The organism is Paraburkholderia sartisoli, assembly GCF_900107685.1.
Lineage (GTDB): Bacteria > Pseudomonadota > Gammaproteobacteria > Burkholderiales > Burkholderiaceae > Paraburkholderia > Paraburkholderia sartisoli.
Map to the genome: position 1 here is coordinate 564,486 of NZ_FNRQ01000002.1, position 17,505 is coordinate 581,990.

Consider the following 17,505-nt stretch of genomic DNA (forward strand, 5'->3'; position numbering starts at 1 on the left):
GAATGCAACCATGAACACGAAAACACTTTCCGCCGATGATAATCGTCCGCAGGACCGGACCAGCCGGGTGCTGATCTGGATTCTCCTCGTTGTCACCACGCTCTGTTGGGCGGGCATGATCGTGGCAACGCGTGCCACCTATCAGCAGGCAGCGCCGCTGCCGCAGCAGATGGTCACGCCGCACGGCACCGTGGTAATGAGCTACGCCGACATCGTTGCCGGCAAGTCTGGCTTCCAGAAAGCCGACCTGATGGACTACGGCAGCCTGTACGGCATGGGTTCTTACTTTGGCGAAGACTTCACCGCCGAATACCTTGTTCAGTTGGCGAAGGAAGTACAGAACGATCTGGCGTTATCACGCTACGGCAAATCGTTTGACGCCGTCACGGCCGATCAGCAGGCAAGTGTCACACGCGCCATGCAGGCGCAACTCCAGGGTATCGATCTGAGCAGGCAGCAGATCGTGCTTCCCGACGAGGTGGCACACGCGATTCAGACGCTGCAACACCGCATCAGCGCGGCGCTGCTCAGTGACAATTTCGCGCAGGGGTATACGAGGGCGCGTGCGCTCGACGCGTCCAGCGCCGCACAGACGGCGAATTTCCTGCTCTATTCGTCGCTCACGACCGTTGCACGGCGCCCCGGCAAGAACTACTCCTGGACCGTCAACTGGCCGGCCGAGCCGCTGGTAGGCAATGCGCCCACTGCAGCAACCTTCGAATGGACATGGGCGTCCTTCGTCCTGATCTTTTTCGCGATCGGCGCGGTCCTGATGATCTTTCGCCTCTGGATCGAGCCGAAGGCCGGCAACGAAACGTTCGAGCCGGTGCTGCGGGGCTTCAACGAGCCCACACCCAGTCAACGGGCACTGTGGAAGTATTTTCTCGTGGTGGCCGCAGTCCTGCTGGTGCAGATCCTCGCGGGCTCGATCATGGCGCACTACTACACCGATCGCTCGAGTTTCTATGGCATTGAGGTCGACAGGTGGCTGCCGTTTGCGGCCTTGCGCAGCGTGCATCTGCAGGCGCCGATCGTCTGGATCGGCGTGAGCTGGATCGGTGCCGGCCTGTTCCTGGCGCCGCTGATCGGCAAACGTGAACCGGCCGGACAACGGATGTTGGTCAACCTGATTTTCTGGGTACTCGTCGTGATCGTGGCCGGGGCACTGCTGGGCGATTACCTCGGGGTGATGGGCCTGATCCAGGCGCACTGGTTCTGGTTCGGCAACCAGGGACTGTCTTACCTCGAGCTCGGTCGCTTCTGGCAGATTCTCTTCTTCATCGGTCTGGCCGTCTGGTGTCTGGTACTGCTGCGTGCATTCTGGCCGACGCTCAAGACGCTGTTCAGGCAGAGCGGCGGGACACTCTATGGTCTTTTCCGGATCGAGCACCTGCTTTGGATCAGCACGCTGAGTGTCACAGTGCTTTACGTGTTCGGCATGATTCCGCTCGGCTCACCCAATCCGTCGTTCTCGATTACCGACTTCTGGCGCTGGTGGGTGGTGCATCTCTGGGTGGAACTGGCCTTCGAGCTGTTCACGGCAGCAGTGACCGGCTACTTCCTGATGGCGCTCGGGCTCGTGTCACGACAGATGGTCGAGCGCGCGGTGTTGTTCGAGTGGATCCTGATTCTGATCGGCGGGGTGCTCGGGACTGGTCATCATATGTACTGGGCGGGAGAACCCGGTCTCTGGGTGGGCGTTGGCAGCATGTTTTCGTTCATTGAGGTCTTGCCGCTCTTCCTGCTGGTGCTGGAAGCCATCGAGCAGCAGCGCCACATCCGGCACGAAAAGGATTTCCCGTACCGGCTTGCCTACCTGTACATCCTCGGCTCGGCATTCTGGAACTTCGTGGGCGCCGGTGTGTTCGGCGGGGGCACGCTCAATGCGCCGCTGGTCAACTATTACGAGCACGGAACCTTCCTCACGCTGAACCACGCACACACGTCGCTCTTCGGCGCTTTCGGGTTGCTCGCCATTGGCTTGCTATACATGGTGCTGCGCTATCTCAACGGCAGCCGCCCCTGGAGCGACCGGTGTGGAGTCTGGGCGTTCTGGCTCTACAACGCCGGCCTCGTGATGTGGATCGTGATGAACTTCTACCCGATTGGCTGGCCGCAACTGGAGGCGGCCTACACGCACGGCTATGCCTATGCGCGAAGTCTCGAGTTCTACAACACCACCACTTTCTGGCAATGGATGCGCATGCCGGGTGACATCGTGTTCGCCGTTGCTGCCTTGTTGATGGCCTGGGACTTTATTGTCAAACTCCTCGCCGCGCGCAAGGCCACCCGCGCCGTCGCTTCGTCGTCCACCGTGACACCTGCGAGACCGTTATGAGCTCCCTTTACGAGAATGCCGCCGTGGGACGCGGCTCGCGAGATGCTCCGCTGGCCTGTGCATTGAGGTTTTTCGTGAATCTCATTGTGTTTTCGTTTCATTCTGGAGTACGAATATGTCTACCCTAACAATCCCTGCCGCCGTGATCGTTCTCGACCTCGGCACTGTTGATCCGCGCGAGCGCCATTCAATGGTTTTCGACACGTTTGCCGGCCTGCCCCCCGGCCAGGCCCTCGAACTCGTGTCGGACCACAATCCTGAGCCGTTGCTCGAGGAGTTTGCTGCCGAACTGCCGAACGGGTTCTGGTGGCAGGGCGAAAAGGGTGCCCTCGACCTGTGGCGCGTGCTGATTGGCAAACCCGCGACGGCGCTCGACTGATCCATGACGATCATGCGGCTCCGCTGCCATACTGGGGATCGGTGCTGCCGCTACAGCCATTACAGCGGTTCCGCTCTTGTTCTATTCCGTGCTCACACCCGTCGCGCAACCGGGGGCTGCTTACAGTTGCCGAAATGTGCTTACATGTCGCCGCACTCGCGCATCTTCCTCAAGACGCGTGTCAGCGAGTTCCTGCAGCACGCCATCGAGATCCACCGGTCGCGTGTCGACTTCGATGCGGCCTGTCAATTCGGCATCGACATGCAACTGGCCTGCTTCGAAGAGCGTCCAGATCTCCGTGCCATAACGCGTGGCGAGTATGTGCGGTGCGAACCGTCCGAAGTACGCGGCCAGGTTGTCGACGTCACGCTTGAGCATCGAGGCGGCTTCGTTGTTGCCGGCGGCATCGACGGCCTGGGGCAGATCGATGATCACCGGCCCATCCGCCGCCAGCAGGATGTTGTATTCCGAGAGGTCGCCGTGAATCACGCCCGCGCAGAGCATGCGGACAACCTGATTGAGCAGCAGTGCATGCAGTTCGACGGCGCGGGCTTCAGTCAGATCGACGTCGTTGAGCCGTGGCGCGACGTCACCCGTTGCGTCGACCACCAGTTCCATCAGCAACACGCCATCAGTACAAATATAGGGCTGCGGCACGCGCACGCCTGCGTTGGCGAGCCGGAACAGCGCGTCGACTTCGGCGTTCTGCCATGAGGCTTCCTGCATCTGACGTCCGTAACGCGTGCCTTTTTCCATTGCACGCGCCTGCCGGCTGTTCTTGACTTTGCGGCCGTCCCGATACGAAGCGGCCTGTCGAAAACTGCGCTGCTTCGCGTCCTTGTAGACCTTTGCGCAACGCGTCGATTCGCCGCTGCGCACGACGTAGACCGTTGCCTCCTTGCCGCTCATCAACTGGCCGATCACTTCGTCGATGAGTCCTTCTTCGAGAAGCGGCGCAAGTCGTTTGGGGATTTTCATGCGGCCGCCGGTCGCGGCGTGTGGGATGCGCATTCCACATGCGTGGATGGCGAATGGCCCGCTGAGGCATGCACGATCGACAAACCGGTGAATCGGGCGACCGGTACTGCCGGTCGCAAGCGTGTTGCGTGGGAAACGAATGGAGTCATGCCGGATTATAGGGGACGGCGAGGACGAGGCGCCGCAAATCTCGTGGCGCCCGCGTAGATGCATTGTCTCCAAAGTTCCAGACCACACACCGTTCGACCCGACGGGTAGCACGCGACCCAACTCTGCCGTTCGATCCTGGGCCATCAGTTTCACGGCTGAGCCGCCGTTCACCACGGGACAGTGCGGCCCTTGCGGTCGAGGTACTCGAGGCCAGGTTTTCCCCGCTTCGAGAGCAGCGTGTTCACGATGTCCGGAATGGTTTCCTCAAGGCCGAACGGCGCGTTCGGACCGCCCAGTGCCGTGCGAATCCAGCCCGGAGCCATCAGCACCAGGGCGCGTGGCTCACCTGCATGGCGAGCAGCGTAGCTTCGCATGTACTGGTTCAGCGCCGACTTGCTGCCGCGATAGACTTCAAACCCACCGCTAGTATTGCTGGCGATGCTGCCCTGCCCCGACGACATGACGCCGATGAGGCCGTCATGGGGAACAAGATCCTGCAGCGCCTCGACGATACGCATCGGGCCAAGTGCATTCGTGACCATCACGCGGATGAACTCCCCGGTGGATACTTCAGCGATAGTGTCATCCGGATTCGCATTGGCGGTGCCGGCGTTCACGAACAGGATGTCGAACACGCGGCCCGACAAGCGGGCACGGAGTGCCGCGATCTGCTCCGGTTCGCAGATGTCGACGGTCTCGACCTCGACGCGGCCCGGGTTCTCGTCGGCCAGGTCATGCAGTTGAGTTCGGCCTTCGCCCGATCGCGTGGTGCCGGTGACGTTCCACCCCTTTTTCAGGAATTCGGCGGCCATGGCGTGTCCGAGGCCACGCGATGCGCCGATGAGCAGAATGGTGGGGGTCCTGTCGCCACTTGAGTGTTTCATCAAGATTCCTTGAGATTGAACAGCCCTGATTCTGGTGGAAGATCCATCATTGCACCAGACGCGTGGGATGCAATAATTGATTGCATGAAAATCAACGGATAGTCAATGCAAGGAGCGACGTGATATGCAAGACGTGGACTTGAATCTCCTCGCCGCGCTGGATGTATTGCTCGCCGAGTGCAGCGTGACCAGGGCCGCGCACCGACTCGGCTTGAGTCCCTCTGCCATGAGCAGGACGCTTTCGAGACTGCGGATAGCGACAGGGGATCAGTTGCTCGTGCTGGCGGGCCGAACGCTGGTTCCGACACCGTATGCAGAGCAACTCAGCGAGCACGTCCATGAACTTGCCCGAAACGCGAGAGCCGTGCTTCAACCCGTCAACAGCACCCTGGACGTTGCCACACTGGAGCGGACGTTCACGATTCGTGCGAATGACGGCTTCGTCGAACTGGTCGGCGCATCGCTCATGGCCGCGATCACCGAAACCGCGCCCCACGTCCGTATCCGGTTCGTGTCAAAGCCTGACAAGGATGCGCGGCCACTTCGGGAAGGCATGATTGACCTGGAGGTCGGCGTACCCGGAACCACCGCGCCGGAACTGAGGACGCGGTTGCTGTTTCGCGACCGGTTCGTGGGCATTTGTCGAACTGGGCACCCTCTTTTGACAAGGGTGACTGCGAAACGCTACGCCAGCTACCCGCACGTGGTGGTGTCGCGCAAACGGCAATTCTCCGGCCCGGTAGACGATGCGCTGGGCCAGTTGAGTCTGCGCAGAACCATTGCCATGGTCGTGCTCACCTATGCCAACGCAATGCAGATCGCACGCCATTCGGATCTTCTCGGGCTCGTCCCGCATTCATGCCTGGGGAGTGCCTTGCTGGGCGATCATGTGGGTAGTGCGGGCGTTCAGTTCTTTGAACTCCCGGTACGAACGCCCGGGATCAGCGTGTCGGCCATCTGGCATCCTCGCCTCCATGCTGATCCTGCCCATCGCTGGCTGCGCGATACCCTCTTTGCTATTTGCAAAAATGCTGGTCCATGAGCCATGGTGAGCCACGACACGTCATCGCTGTGAAGCGGAGATATTCCACCAGCCACCCGCCTACCCTGAACGCCGCCTCTGCACATTAAGGGATGCTTAAATGAGACCCGATCTGGAAAAAACATAGTTCTAAAGCAACCACCTGCGTTTGCCGATAAGAATGATGCCGGAAATACGGCGTAATTTTTTGGAGGTAACTATGTCAATACAGGCAGTGGGGCAGCATTCGGCGCAGCAGGTCGCGTCGAACACGACAGCTCAAGGTACGCAGTCGGCAGCCGGAACCTCGTCATCCAGCACGGCGTCTTCGTCGACGGCTTCCGCTCACGCATCGTATGAGGTCAGCATTAGCAATGCTGCGCGTGCGGCGCTGGCTGAGGCGACTGAGACATCTGTTCAAACAGCGAAAGAGGCCGGCCATGGCGATCGCGTCGCGCAGCGGCTTCTGGCAAAGGAGCAAGCGGCAAAAGCAGCCTGATCGGTACTACCCGACCTAACCTGATGTTGAGTCACCTGCGCAAACCGCCGCGCTCGTCTGGCGGTTTGCGCAGCATCCCGTTCGCGCTGATCCCCGCCGGCGTCAGCGGTCATTACGTCGCGCACCCGCTGCTCGTTGACACCATGTGTGCATCCCATACGCCGTGTCGTCCAGGCGAGTCGACCGATGCGGAGCGTTGCTGGCGAACACGACAGCATAAGCAGACCCTGGTCAGAGAGCACTGGCGAGCGTCCGGGACAACGCGCTCGCCTCCTGGCTGGACCTGACATTGGTGAACCCAATCAACAGTCCCCGTCTCGATGTTGCTTCGGCGTACCAGGCCGACAACGCCTGCACCGATAGTCCAAGGCTTCGCGCACGCATCGCAATCGCGCCATCGTCCGATCCGTTGTCGAGCATCGCAAGAAGATGCATGCCACCGGCTTGCATACGAAGTTGCGCGCGCGGTTCCAATGCGGCGCTCAGCGCATCCGCGAGCGTCGTGCGACGATCCGCGTAGATGCTCCGCATCTTGCGGATATGCCTCGCAAAAGCGCCCTCTTCGATAAACCTTGCCAGGGTCGCCTGTAGCAAACGCGGACACTGATTCTGCATTCGGCCAGCGGTTTCGGCGAACCGGACGACCTGCTCTTGCGGCACGACCAGATACGACAGACGCAGCCCCGGCGCGAGCACCTTGCTAAACGTGCCCGTGTACAGCACGCGCCCTGACCCGGCGGTATCAAGACTTTTTAAAGCGGGAAGAGGTCGCCCGCGATACCGGAATTCACCGTCGTAATCGTCTTCGATAATCCAGCGGTCGCCGGCTCTCGCCCAGTCCAGCAACGCGTGTCTGCGTGAAAGGGATAACGACACGCCCAACGGACTTTGGTGACTGGGCGTGACCACCGCAAAACGTGCATTCGCGGCCATTTTTATACCGGCCTCGACGTCCAGGCCGTCGTCATCGACGGGAACCGGCAGCAATGTCATTCCCGCCTCGATCAGGAAGCGCCGCGCGATGAGATAGCCGGGATCTTCGAACCAGCCTGTGTCTCCATGGCGCAGTACGCCATGACAGATCAAATTCAGACTGGCGCGATATCCGGCGCAAATAAAAACCTGGTCCGGCGAGCAGGCAACACCACGCGAAACGCCTAAATACCCGGCAATGGCCGCGCGCAGCGGCGCATAACCCTGTGAATCGGGATAAATCAGATCGTGCAGGCCGCTTTGCCGCATCTCACGCGCGGCCAGCCGGTTCCAGACCGTTCGTGGGAAAACATCCAGCGCGGGAAGGCCCATTTCAAGCGGCAGCGGCATCAAGCCGGTATGCGTCAGCGACGGCACGGTTTCTGGCACGACGACGGCCTGCCCGGCCGGCTCAGGTAACCTGATCTGCGGTGACACCACCGTCCCTGCTGGCCCACGAGCAATCAGATAGCCCTCGCCGATCAGAAGCTGATACGCCGATTCGACGGTACCGCGTGCCAGGTTCAATTCCGACGCCAGTCCCCGCACCGACGGCACGCGATCTCCCGGCCGCAACACGCCATCCGCGATGGATTGGCGAATGCGCAGGTAGATCTGGCGATAGATCGGACTGTCCGCGGCGGCATTGATGGGGCTAAATGGCAGAGTCATGTCCCACTCAAATTCATATTTCTTGACCCTGTAGTGTATGACATCAATCGCTTAAAGTACGTCAACGATGACGAATGAAGAGGGATAGCGATGGCGCCAGTCATGGAACTTCGGGAACTGGACAACCCTGTGCTGCAGCAAAGAGGCTTCGCGCTGATGCGCGAGCTACGGCCTCATCTGACCGACCCGATTGCGTTTGGCGAACAGCTCGCGCGTCAGTACATGCACGGATACCGGCTGCTCGGTGCATGCATGGGTGAGCAGATTGTGGGTCTGATCGGTTATCGCGAGATGGAAAACCTGCTGTACGGCCGCTTTGTCTATGTCGACGATCTGGTAATCGACACAGGTGAGCGTCAGCGCGGCCTCGGTGCAACGCTCGTCACGGCGGTGCGCAACGAAGCGACCCGCCTGGGGTGTCAGCATCTTGTCCTCGATACCGGCCTTCATATGGCGTTGGCGCAGCGCTTCTACTTCCGTCAGGGCCTGCTCGCGCGCGGCATGCATTTTGTCGAGGCGTTGGGCGCAACTACAAAGGGTGCGGCATGAACGACTTTTTATTTTTAAGCGCGAGCCCGAATCAACGCACTTCAGCCGCGCACCGTTTTGCCGAGGCGCTGCTCGAAGGGTTTGGCAAAAGGCATCCGGCGACCCGCGTGAACCGACGCGATCTCGCGGCGAACCCGCTGCCACCGCTAAGCGCCGCATACGGGGCGGCGGTCGCCAGACACACGCCAGCAGATGATCCCGCCTTTCTGCACTCGGAACACCTGATTGCCGAGCTGGAGCGCAGCAACCACCTGCTGATCGCAACGCCGATGCATAACTTCACCGTGCCGGCAGCGCTCAAGCTGTGGATCGATTACGTGCTCCGGATTGGACGCTCTTTCGCGCCAGGACCCGACGGCAAGGTCGGGCTGCTAGCCGATCGTCCCACCTACATCATCGTCAGTTCCGGTGGATTTCACCAGGGACCGCAGGCCCGACAGCCTGATTGCCTGTCCGACTACCTGAGACTTGCATTGCGGACAATCGGCATCCGTGACTGCCACTTCATCTATCTGCAGGGGTTGGTCGGCGGTGAGGAAGCGGTGGCGACCGCATTTGCCAGCGCGCACGAACAGCTATCACAAACGCCGCTCTTTGCCGGTGTCGAACCACTGTCGAACGCACTGGTTTCATCGACGTGAATTTTTTGCTTCACCTCTTCTCCACTTTTTTCACGCTTTCAGAGTCCGATCATGAGCCAGCTTCGTCTTCCTTTTTCGACACTATCTCCGGCCGCCTATCAAGGTCTTCTGGCGACAAGCAACGCGCTTTCCGACAGCAGCCTCGGCCGGCCAATGGTCGAACTGATCTATCTGCGCATCTCGCAGATCAATGGCTGCGCATTCTGTCTGGGCAAGCATGCGTCGACGCTCCGTGATTCCGGTGTCACGCAACGCAAGCTCGACCAGCTCGCGGGCTGGCGCGTCAGCGAGCTGTTCGATGCACGGGAACGCGCCGCGCTCGCATGGGCAGAGACGTTGACGCACGTCGCAGAACAAGGTGCGCCCGACGAACGCTATGCCCCGCTGAAGGCACTCTTCTCCGATACGGAAATCTCGGATCTGACATTCGCCATCTCGTTGATGAATGCGTTCAATCGTCTCGCCATTGGCATGCTGCTGTAGGAAGCAGGCGCGTCGCCTGCGCCGCGTCAGCGAAAAACGCTCACCGCCTCGACCAGGGTTTCCTGTGAGAGAGGGTTAGCCGCGGAACCGACTGGGCGATTGCCATGCCGGCATGGCCTTCAATACCCGCATGCATGATCCGGCTGTCGTCCTGGAAGCCGCCGTCACAGTACGGCGACCCCCAGGATCCGGTCATCACGCCGTCCTGGCTTCGGGATGGGGCGCCGCGTCGTCATGCATGACGCCCAGCAGCCTTGCCTGCGTGAACTCGTCACGCTCCAGCGCTTCGGCGGTGTCCTGATACGCCACACGTCCGTTGACGAGAACATAGACGCGGTCCGCGATCGGCAAGACCATGTCCGCCTGATGCTCGACGATGATCACACTCGCGCGCTCGCGTAGACGCACCACTGCATCGAGCACCTCCTGCACGACAGCCGGCGCGAGTCCTTCGAACGGTTCGTCCAGCAGAATCGCCCTGGCCGGCGCCATCAAGGCGCGCGCGATCGCCACCATCTGCCGCTCGCCGCCCGAAAGGTTCTCGGCACGTGTGTCCTTGCGGTTCGCGAGACGCGGAAAGAGCGCATAGATTTCGTCGACACTCGCGCCGCCCTTGCGCGCCGCAAGCCGCAGGTTCTCGTAGACCGTCAGGTTCGGAAAGAGCCGCCTTCCTTCGGGCACCATCGCCAGACCGAGCCGGTTGATCACATGGCTCGGCTTGTTCGTGATGTCGTGCCCGTCGAACATGATCGATCCGGAATTGATCTGCACGACGCCCGTGGCCGCGCGCAATGTAGTCGTCTTGCCTACGCCATTGCGGCCGAGAATAGCCACCACTTCGCCTTCGTTCAACGTCAGGTCGAGGCCGTCGAGAATCGTATTGCCGCCGTAACCGGCCTTCAGGTTCCTGATCGTGAGGAGCGGTTTCGTCGCGGCTGCGCGCGTCACACGCGTGGTCACGCGCTCGCTGGCCGGGACCGTCAACTTCGAGCGCCCCATGTATGCCTCGATCACTTCCGGGTGGGCCGCCACTTCTGCCGGTGCGCCGTCGGCGATCAGATGCCCGCGATGCAGCACGCTGATGCGGTCGGAGATCGCCAGCACGCGATCGATGTCATGTTCGATCAGCACCACCGCATGATGATTTGCCAGCTCGCGAATGATCTTCGCGACGATTTCACGGTCCGCTTCCGCGAGGCCCGCGAGCGGCTCGTCCAGCAGAAGGACCTTTGCCTGAGTCGCAAGAGAGATGGCGATCTCAAGCAGACGCTGCTCGCCATGCGACAGGTTCTCGCACGTCGCGCCCGCCTTGCCGACGAGTCCAACCGCCGCAAGCAGCGACCACGTGCGGGCATTCTGTGCCCCGGAACCATGTGCATCGAGCCACATGCCGAGGCGTCCGCGCTCGACGGCCTGCACGGCCACGCGCACGTTCTCGAACACCGTCAGGTTACGGAACACGCTCAGAATCTGGAAGGAGCGGCTCATACCCAGACGCACACGCCTGAACATCGCGAGGCGCGTCACATCCTGGCCGTCGAAGATGATGCGTCCGGCCGTTGGCTGCAGCACGCCTGTCAGCATGTTGAAGAACGTGGTCTTGCCCGCGCCGTTCGGACCGATGAAGCTGTGCAGACGGTACGGAAACACGTCGAGGTCGATCTTGTCGGCGGTGACGAGCGAGCCGAACTGCTTCGACAGACCGCGTACCGACAGAATCGGCGTATTCGGGTCGACGTCGATACGTGTGCTCCGGTACGGCTCGATGACAGCGGGACGCGCGGGAATCGTGTCGCGCACGAGCGTCCAGCGCGGCTTCTTCAGAAAACGCTGGACCAGCCCCTGAATCCCTTCCGGCGAAAAGAACGCGAACGCGATGATGATCGGCGCGAACAGCAGCCACCAATGTTCAGTCAGGCCGCTCAGCTTGTCTTCGAGCAGGATGAAGGCGATCGCACCCCACAGCGGCCCAAGGAACTGATGCACGCCACCGAGCACGGTCATGAGCAGGCTGTCGCCCGCATGTTCCCAGCTCAGGTTGTTCGCATACGCGCCTTGCAGCATCAGACAGAGCAGGCCACCGGCATAACCGATGATCGCCGCCGAGATGACAAACGAAAAAAGCTTCAGGCGATACGTGTCATAGCCAAGGCTCGACGCGCGTTGCTCGTTGTCGCGCAGCGCCTGCAACGCGCGGCCGAACGGCGAGTGAACCAGCCGCCACAACGCCCATGCGACCGCCACCACCGTCACGCAGGCAAACACGTGGAACGCCGGGAAGGTCGCGAACATCGGACGCGGCACGTCCTGCAAGCCGTTTTCGCCGCCGGTCACGTCGGTCCATTTGAACGCGATCTCAAAGGCGATCTGCGAGCATGCGAGCGTGAGCAGCGAGAAATAGAGCCCTCGCCGTTTCAGCACGATCGCGCCGATCAGCAACGCCATCACCGCCGTGAGCACGACGCTCAACGCCAGGGCGAGCACTTCGTTGTGAACATAGTGCTGCAACGACACGGCGACGAGATACGTCGACGTGCCGAAGAACACCGACGCGCCGAACGGCACGAGGCCGGTGTACGCGACCAGCAGGTTCACGCCCATGCCGTACAGCGCGTAGATCGCCACTTGCGTGGCACGCTCGAGCGGCGTGCCGGTCAGTGCGAGCAACGCCGAGACGACGGCGAGGCAGATCGCGAGCAGCGCGACCGGATGCCGGGATACGAGTTTGAAGTTCATTCGAAGCGCTCCCAACGTTCACCGAAGAGCCCGCGAGGACGCACGAGCAGCACGAGCGCCATCAGCACATACATCGCGACCGACGAACCTTCGGGGAAGAACTGCACGGCCAGCGCCGTGACGATACCCACCAGCAGACCCGCCACCACCGCGCCCGCGAAAGAGCCGAGACCGCCGATGGTGACGATCACGAACGCCGGCATCACGGCGGCCGTCGCCATGCTCGGCGTGACGGTCAGGAGCGGTGCCGCGAGCAGGCCGGCGGCACCGGCCAGCAACGCGCCAAGACCAAACGCACCGGTCAGGACACGCGGCAGGTTGATGCCGAGCAGGCCGACCATCTCCGGATCACGACTGCCGGCGCGCAGGATGCGGCCGTACGGCGTGAATTTGAGGAACCACCACAACGCGAGCAGAATCACGACCGTCGTGACGAGCACGAACAGGCGGTATTTCGTCAGCAGGAGCGGTCCATAAACGAAGAGGCCCGACAGCGCGGCCGGCGGACTGAACGGCAAGCCGCCCGAACCCCACACGAGCCGGATCAGCGCGGTCAGTAGCAGGGACAGCGCGAACGTCACGATCAGCCCCAGCAGCGGCTCCTTGCCATATAGCCTGCGGATGAAGATCACCTCGATCAGCATGCCGGCCGCGGCGACCAGAACGGGCGCGAGCACGACCGACCACCAGCCGAACTGCGTCGACAGCGCGATCGCGAAGTACGCGCCGAGCGCGAACAGCGCCCCGTGCGCGAAGTTGACGATCCCGAGCAACCCGCAAATGATCGACAGTCCGATCGCGAGCAACACGTAAAGAAATCCCAGCACCAACCCATTGGCGATCTGGGACAAGACAATTTCTGCCATGTCCGTACTCCGGTACCAGCGTGCTTGAAGAATCAGGCCTGACGCGGCGGCATGTTGCAGCCGATTTCCTGGCGTGTTCCGTACAGCTTGTCGAGATCAGCGGGGTTCTTCGGCACGACCGACACCTGATCGAGCCAGTCCCACTTGTCGGTGATGTGGTCCTTGACCTTGAACACGGTCCAGCGACGGACCATCTGGTGGTCCCACGAACGGTAATAGGCAGGCATCGCGCCGTCGTCCAGCCTGACGGTTTCGAGGCTCGCCGCGATGTCCGCGCCGCCCGTGCTCTTCGCCTGCTTGATACCCTCCAGCAGCCCGCGTGCGGCGAACCAGCCAATCCACGCCTTGTCGGCGGGCGGCTTGCCGTACTTCGCCGTGTAGTTCTTGATGAATGCGACCTCGGCAGGCGTATGGCCCGGTGAGCTGAAGTGCCACGGCTTGCCGTAGTAGCCGGTCGCGGCGTCGGGACTGATCGACCAGAGGTCCGAGTCGCCGATGATCGGACACGCCACCGGAATCGTCCCCTTGAGGCCCATTTCGGCGTACTGCTTGAGGAACGTCGACAGGTCGCCGCCGGGCAGGCCCAGCACCACGACGTCCGGCTTCGACTGGCGGATCTTGAGGATGAAGGAGCTGAAATCCGTGGTGTTCAGCGGCGAGACGTCCGCGCCCGTCATGGTGCCGCCCGCTTCCTTCAGCAGGTCCGACATGGAGCGCTGGATGTCCTGCCCATACGCGTAGTTCGCGACGAGGAAGTGCCAGCGCTTGCCCTTCGCGAGGAGCGACGGCGCGAGCGCGCGGCACGTCACCGGCGTCGGCGCGAGCGTGCGGAACGTGTAGGGGTTGCAGCTGCTGCCGGTCAGTTCACGGGCCGCCGCGTTCGGTGCGATATAGGGCATTTTCGCGCGATTCGCCACCGAGGCCATCGCGAGCGACGTGCCGCTATTGGTGCCGCCGATCACCGCGACGACCTTGTCCTCGTCGACGAGCTTCTGCATGTTCTGCTGTGCCGATTGCGGGTTCGGTTCGTCGTACCAGATCAGATCGACGCGACGGCCGCGCACCTGGTTGCCGGCGTCGGCGAGCGCGAGCTTCACGCCGTTCGCGATCATCTCGCCCTGTTCCGTCCACACGCCCTGCTTCGCCATCACGAGACCCAGCTTCAGCGGCTGTTCACCCTGTGCCCGCACGAATGCTGGTGCGGCCAGCACCGCCGCGCCGCTCGCGAGCGTCTTGCCCGCCGCCGTCAGCCAGCTGCGTCGCGTCATGCCGCCCGAAGTCTCGCGCGTGGCGTCGCTGTCTTTCATGTCTTCACCGTGGTCCTGGCTCATCTGTCTCCGCTCCTGGTTGCACATCCACTGGATGTCAGCTAAGTAGTGTTGCTGCCGATGTGATTTTTGCGAATATTAATTTCAACTGGAATAATATTCAACAATTTCGAACCCTTACAGGGTTTTCATGAATATGCGAGATCCGTGCGGGCAGGTCGAACGCCGTCTACTGCCGTGTGCGGTAGAACGCGATCGTCTGCCGCAATCCCTCTTCCAGCGAAGTCGCGGGTAACCCGGGAAGCAGACGGGCGAGCATGGGGTCGTCCGGAAATTCCGTGGCGATGGGCAATGCTGACCCGCTGGCGTCAAGGCGAGCGCCGGGCGCCAGCGCGGAGATCTGCGCGATCACCGTGTCGACCGATGCGATCTCGCCGGCGAGCGTAAACACGTGGGCGCCTGGCGCTGTCGTGAAGAGCGCCGCTTCGTACGCGGCGGCCACATCGTCGGCGAAAACGAGGCCCGTCGATCCCGTGAACGGAATCGTGTATTGCTCGCCACGCGCCGCGGCGCGGCACGCGAGACTCGGCCCCGCGCTCGATCCGCTCTCGCGCCCCGCGCCATAAACGACAAGCGGCCGGAAACCGATGCTCGCGATGCCGCAGTCGTTCCAGTACGCCCGCGCCGAGCCCTCGCACGCCAGCTTGAAGGCGCCGTAGTGCGTCTCGGGATGCGGCTGCGCGCCGTCGTCGGGGCCGAAAACGCCGGCGCTGCTCGCGTAAAGCACGCTGCGTAAACCCGCCGCACGCGCGGCATCGAACACGTTCAGCGTGCCGATCAGATTGATTTGCGCGCCGCGTACGGGGTCGCTCGCGCAACCGGGCGTCAGCACGCCGGCCAGATGAATGACGCCGTCGCAACCCTGCAGCGCGCGCGTCACATCGCTGGCGACAGAAATGTCGCCCGTCATCCATTCCACTTCGCCTGCCTGCCGCGGCGCGAGTTCGCCCAGCAGGCGCGCGTCGCTGCGCAAGTCGAACGCCCTCAAGCTGACATTTCGCGCCAGCAGCCGTCGCATGACCCATGCGGCAAGAAAGCCGCTCCCTCCCGTCACCAGCACCCGCATCGTCCGCTCCTCCGATGTATGGAAATATTTGATTTTCGTCATTTATAGAATACCATTCCACTAAGAAAACTTGTTCTATTTATTTCCGCATCACGCGGAAGGAGACACGAAGGCATGAACGCGACGAGGCAAACACATTGGGACGAGGAAGTTGACCTGCTGGTGTTCGGTGCGGGCGCGGGCGGCATGACCGCCGCGCTGGTCGCGCATCACGAGGGCATCAAGGTGCTCGTGTGCGAGAAGACGGACGCCGTCGGCGGCATCACGTCCACCTCGGGCGGCACCACCTGGGTGCCGGGCACAAGCCTGAGCACGAGCGCCGGCGTACCCGACAGCGTCGACGACGCGCGGCGCTTTCTCGCGTCGGTGGTCGGCGATCGCGGCGGTGACGAAGCGCGCGAGGCGTTTCTGCAAAGCGGCCCGGCGGCGATCGACGAACTCCAGCGCATCAGCGACGTGAAGTTCGTCGCCGCCACGGCGCACCCGGACTACGTGACGGGCCCCGGCGCGGCCTTCGGCGGGCGGGCGTTGGCGCCGGTCGCATTCGACGGACGATTGCTCGGCGCCGAATTCGTTCGCGTGAGACCGCCGCGCAAGGAGTTCATGGGGCTGGGCGGCATGATGGTGGCGCGCACCGACCTCGACGCGCTGCTCGCGCCCTTCGCTTCGACGAAGAACTTCTCGCGCACGCTGGCCGTCGTGGGCCGCTATGTGATGGACCGGCTGCGCTATCCACGCGGCACGCAACTGGTCATGGGCAATGCGCTGGCTGCACGGCTCTTCTACAGCCTGCGCAAACAGAACGTGGAAGTCCGCTTTGAAACACCGCTGATTGAACTGGTGATCGAGCAAGGCGAAGTCACCGGCGCCGTGGTCGAACAGAAAGGCGCGGGAAAGAAGCGCATTCGCGCGCGTCGCGGCGTGGTGCTCGCCACCGGCGGCATTACGCGCCATCCGGTGTTGCGCAAACAGTTGTTCCCCGCGGGTGCCGGGCCGTTATCGCTTTCGCCGAACACGCATACCGGCGACGGCGTTGACAGTGCGCTGAAGATCAACGCACAGCTGAACGATGGGCACGACAGCCCGGGGCTCTGGATGCCGTGCTCGATCCTGCGCTCACGCGATGGTCAGGACAGCGTCTGGCCGCACATCATTCTCGATCGTGCGAAGCCGGGGCTGATTGCGGTGAACAGTCGTGGCGAGCGCTTCGTCAACGAGTCGGACTCGTATCACGACTTCGTGATGGGCATGCTGCGCGACAGCGAGAGCGGCGGCGGCAAAGGTGACAGCGTGCCGGCGCACCTGATCGTGGATGCGGCGTTCATTCGCGACTATGGCCTCGGACTGCTGATGCGCGAGCGAAGCCGCAGTCGCATCGCCAGCTTCGAAAAGGCGGGGTATCTGATCAAGGGCAACACGCTGGCTGAACTCGCCGCGAAACTGGGCATCGATGCAGCGGGACTCGAGCGCACCGTCGACACGTACAACCGCGATGCCGCGCAAGGCCAGGATCCCGCGTTTCATCGCGGCGCGAGCGTGGTGAACCGGTTCAACGGCGACGCCGCACAGAAACCCAACCCCTGCGTTCGTCCGATCGGGCCGGGGCCGTACTATGCCGTGACGGTCTGGCCGGCAGACCTTGCCTGTAGCGCGGGGCTCGAGGGCAACGCGAACGGCCAGGTGCTCGATAACAACGGCCACGCCATTCCAGGCCTGTACGCGTGTGGCAACGACCTCGCCTCGATCTTTCGCGGCACCTACCCCGGCCCGGGGACCACACTCGGTCCCGCAATCGTGTTTGGCTGGCGCGTCGCGAAATACGCGGCTCGCGCCGTGCCTGGCGCATCCGGGGCGAGGCAGTTAGACCCCGTCGCGCCGAAGCCGCGTGTGACTGTGTGAGATTTGTAGGGGTTTGACGGCGGTCGCCTTCGTGGCGTCCGCCC

Annotated in this window: 14 protein-coding genes; 7 read left to right on the top strand and 7 right to left on the bottom strand. The window is 62.4% G+C overall.

What is annotated here, in order from left to right; genetic code table 11:
* Window positions 1-10 precede the first annotated feature (10 nt).
* Together BLV45_RS09785 and BLV45_RS09790 are read left to right on the top strand one after the other, a co-directional pair.
* On the top strand, window positions 11-2,338 hold the full coding sequence (locus BLV45_RS09785; protein WP_090532221.1) for a nitric-oxide reductase large subunit: 2,328 nt from the start codon (window positions 11-13) through the stop codon (window positions 2,336-2,338).
* A gap of 115 nt (window positions 2,339-2,453) precedes the next feature.
* Complete coding sequence (locus BLV45_RS09790) at window positions 2,454-2,717, top strand: DUF2249 domain-containing protein (RefSeq protein ID WP_090532223.1); 264 nt, start codon at window positions 2,454-2,456, stop codon at window positions 2,715-2,717.
* Window positions 2,718-2,837: 120 nt separating this feature from the next.
* On the opposite strand, the gene BLV45_RS09795 is transcribed toward BLV45_RS09790, so the two are convergent.
* A complete protein-coding gene (locus BLV45_RS09795; RefSeq protein ID WP_090532856.1) occupies window positions 2,838-3,695 on the bottom strand; it encodes a PA4780 family RIO1-like protein kinase in 858 nt (285 codons plus the stop codon).
* Window positions 3,696-4,012: 317 nt separating this feature from the next.
* Window positions 4,013-4,729, bottom strand: a complete 717-nt coding sequence (locus BLV45_RS09800) for an SDR family NAD(P)-dependent oxidoreductase (RefSeq protein ID WP_090532225.1) — start codon at window positions 4,727-4,729, stop codon at window positions 4,013-4,015.
* A 124-nt stretch (window positions 4,730-4,853) separates the two neighbouring features.
* Between BLV45_RS09800 and BLV45_RS09805 the strand changes: the two genes are divergently transcribed.
* The gene (locus BLV45_RS09805; protein ID WP_090532227.1) at window positions 4,854-5,771 is read left to right on the top strand and encodes a LysR family transcriptional regulator; all 918 of its coding nucleotides are present in this window, start codon (window positions 4,854-4,856) and stop codon (window positions 5,769-5,771) included.
* Between the two features lie 709 nt (window positions 5,772-6,480).
* On the opposite strand, the gene pdxR is transcribed toward BLV45_RS09805, so the two are convergent.
* Window positions 6,481-7,893, bottom strand: a complete 1,413-nt coding sequence (pdxR, locus tag BLV45_RS09810) for a MocR-like pyridoxine biosynthesis transcription factor PdxR (protein ID WP_090532229.1) — start codon at window positions 7,891-7,893, stop codon at window positions 6,481-6,483.
* A 90-nt stretch (window positions 7,894-7,983) separates the two neighbouring features.
* Between pdxR and BLV45_RS09815 the strand changes: the two genes are divergently transcribed.
* From BLV45_RS09815 to BLV45_RS09825, 3 genes are read left to right on the top strand one after another with little or no spacing between them, the layout of a single operon-like run.
* Window positions 7,984-8,442, top strand: coding sequence for a GNAT family N-acetyltransferase (locus BLV45_RS09815; RefSeq protein ID WP_218133538.1), 459 nt, complete (start codon window positions 7,984-7,986; stop codon window positions 8,440-8,442).
* Window positions 8,439-9,083 carry an FMN-dependent NADH-azoreductase gene (locus BLV45_RS09820; protein WP_090532233.1) on the top strand — a complete coding sequence of 215 codons (645 nt, stop codon included), beginning with the start codon at window positions 8,439-8,441 and terminating at the stop codon, window positions 9,081-9,083. The genes BLV45_RS09815 and BLV45_RS09820 overlap by 4 nt, the downstream gene beginning before the upstream one ends.
* Before the next feature lie 51 nt (window positions 9,084-9,134).
* On the top strand, window positions 9,135-9,566 hold the full coding sequence (locus BLV45_RS09825; RefSeq protein WP_090532235.1) for a carboxymuconolactone decarboxylase family protein: 432 nt from the start codon (window positions 9,135-9,137) through the stop codon (window positions 9,564-9,566).
* A gap of 195 nt (window positions 9,567-9,761) precedes the next feature.
* On the opposite strand, the gene BLV45_RS09830 is transcribed toward BLV45_RS09825, so the two are convergent.
* The 4 genes from BLV45_RS09830 to BLV45_RS09845 all read right to left on the bottom strand — a co-directional run bounded on the left by BLV45_RS09830 (window position 9,762) and on the right by BLV45_RS09845 (window position 15,562).
* Window positions 9,762-12,302: a branched-chain amino acid ABC transporter ATP-binding protein/permease gene (locus tag BLV45_RS09830; protein WP_090532237.1), complete on the bottom strand. Its 2,541-nt coding sequence runs from the start codon at window positions 12,300-12,302 to the stop codon at window positions 9,762-9,764.
* Window positions 12,299-13,168: a branched-chain amino acid ABC transporter permease gene (locus tag BLV45_RS09835; protein ID WP_090532239.1), complete on the bottom strand. Its 870-nt coding sequence runs from the start codon at window positions 13,166-13,168 to the stop codon at window positions 12,299-12,301. Before BLV45_RS09835 ends, BLV45_RS09830 begins: the two co-directional genes overlap by 4 nt.
* 32 nt (window positions 13,169-13,200) lie before the next feature.
* Window positions 13,201-14,499 carry an ABC transporter substrate-binding protein gene (locus BLV45_RS09840; RefSeq protein ID WP_090532240.1) on the bottom strand — a complete coding sequence of 433 codons (1,299 nt, stop codon included), beginning with the start codon at window positions 14,497-14,499 and terminating at the stop codon, window positions 13,201-13,203.
* Between the two features lie 166 nt (window positions 14,500-14,665).
* Window positions 14,666-15,562, bottom strand: coding sequence for an NAD-dependent epimerase/dehydratase family protein (locus BLV45_RS09845; RefSeq protein ID WP_090532858.1), 897 nt, complete (start codon window positions 15,560-15,562; stop codon window positions 14,666-14,668).
* A 114-nt stretch (window positions 15,563-15,676) separates the two neighbouring features.
* Here BLV45_RS09845 and BLV45_RS09850 point away from each other — a divergent pair, with 114 nt between their 5' ends.
* Entirely contained in the window at window positions 15,677-17,461 is a 1,785-nt protein-coding gene (locus BLV45_RS09850; protein WP_090532242.1) for an FAD-dependent oxidoreductase, read from the top strand.
* Window positions 17,462-17,505 lie beyond the last annotated feature (44 nt).

Bases quoted from the DNA above. Each gene is read 5' to 3' on its own strand.
- BLV45_RS09785 (WP_090532221.1), top strand. From the start codon at position 11: ATGAACACGAAAACACTTTCCGCCGATGATAATCGTCCGCAGGACCGG.
- BLV45_RS09790 (WP_090532223.1), top strand. From the start codon at position 2,454: ATGTCTACCCTAACAATCCCTGCCGCCGTGATCGTTCTCGACCTCGGC.
- BLV45_RS09795 (WP_090532856.1), bottom strand. From the start codon at position 3,695: ATGAAAATCCCCAAACGACTTGCGCCGCTTCTCGAAGAAGGACTCATC.
- BLV45_RS09800 (WP_090532225.1), bottom strand. From the start codon at position 4,729: ATGAAACACTCAAGTGGCGACAGGACCCCCACCATTCTGCTCATCGGC.
- BLV45_RS09805 (WP_090532227.1), top strand. From the start codon at position 4,854: ATGCAAGACGTGGACTTGAATCTCCTCGCCGCGCTGGATGTATTGCTC.
- pdxR (WP_090532229.1), bottom strand. From the start codon at position 7,893: ATGACTCTGCCATTTAGCCCCATCAATGCCGCCGCGGACAGTCCGATC.
- BLV45_RS09815 (WP_218133538.1), top strand. From the start codon at position 7,984: ATGGCGCCAGTCATGGAACTTCGGGAACTGGACAACCCTGTGCTGCAG.
- BLV45_RS09820 (WP_090532233.1), top strand. From the start codon at position 8,439: ATGAACGACTTTTTATTTTTAAGCGCGAGCCCGAATCAACGCACTTCA.
- BLV45_RS09825 (WP_090532235.1), top strand. From the start codon at position 9,135: ATGAGCCAGCTTCGTCTTCCTTTTTCGACACTATCTCCGGCCGCCTAT.
- BLV45_RS09830 (WP_090532237.1), bottom strand. From the start codon at position 12,302: ATGAACTTCAAACTCGTATCCCGGCATCCGGTCGCGCTGCTCGCGATC.
- BLV45_RS09835 (WP_090532239.1), bottom strand. From the start codon at position 13,168: ATGGCAGAAATTGTCTTGTCCCAGATCGCCAATGGGTTGGTGCTGGGA.
- BLV45_RS09840 (WP_090532240.1), bottom strand. From the start codon at position 14,499: ATGAGCCAGGACCACGGTGAAGACATGAAAGACAGCGACGCCACGCGC.
- BLV45_RS09845 (WP_090532858.1), bottom strand. From the start codon at position 15,562: ATGCGGGTGCTGGTGACGGGAGGGAGCGGCTTTCTTGCCGCATGGGTC.
- BLV45_RS09850 (WP_090532242.1), top strand. From the start codon at position 15,677: ATGAACGCGACGAGGCAAACACATTGGGACGAGGAAGTTGACCTGCTG.